Raw genomic sequence first — 218 nt, forward strand, 5'->3', positions numbered from 1 at the left:
CGAACACGCTGACCTCGCGGAATAACCTGGCCGGCGCCTACGGGTCGGCGGGTGATCTGGGCCGGGCGATCCCGCTTTTCGAGGCGACCCTCGCCGACCGCGAGCGGGTGCTGGGCCCCGATCACCCGAACACGCTGACCTCGCGGAATAACCTGGCCGGCGCCTACGGGTCGGCGGGTGATCTGGGCCGGGCGATCCCGCTTTTCGAGGCGACCCTC

Annotated in this window: 1 protein-coding gene; it reads left to right on the top strand. The window is 71.1% G+C overall.

The annotated features are described in order from the left end of the window. Positions 1 to 218 (top strand): tetratricopeptide repeat protein (locus tag ADL03_RS09455; protein WP_157528405.1); only part of this gene is annotated, 218 nt, incomplete at both ends.

Source organism: Nocardia sp. NRRL S-836 (assembly GCF_001279525.1).
Taxonomy (GTDB): domain Bacteria; phylum Actinomycetota; class Actinomycetes; order Mycobacteriales; family Pseudonocardiaceae; genus Lentzea.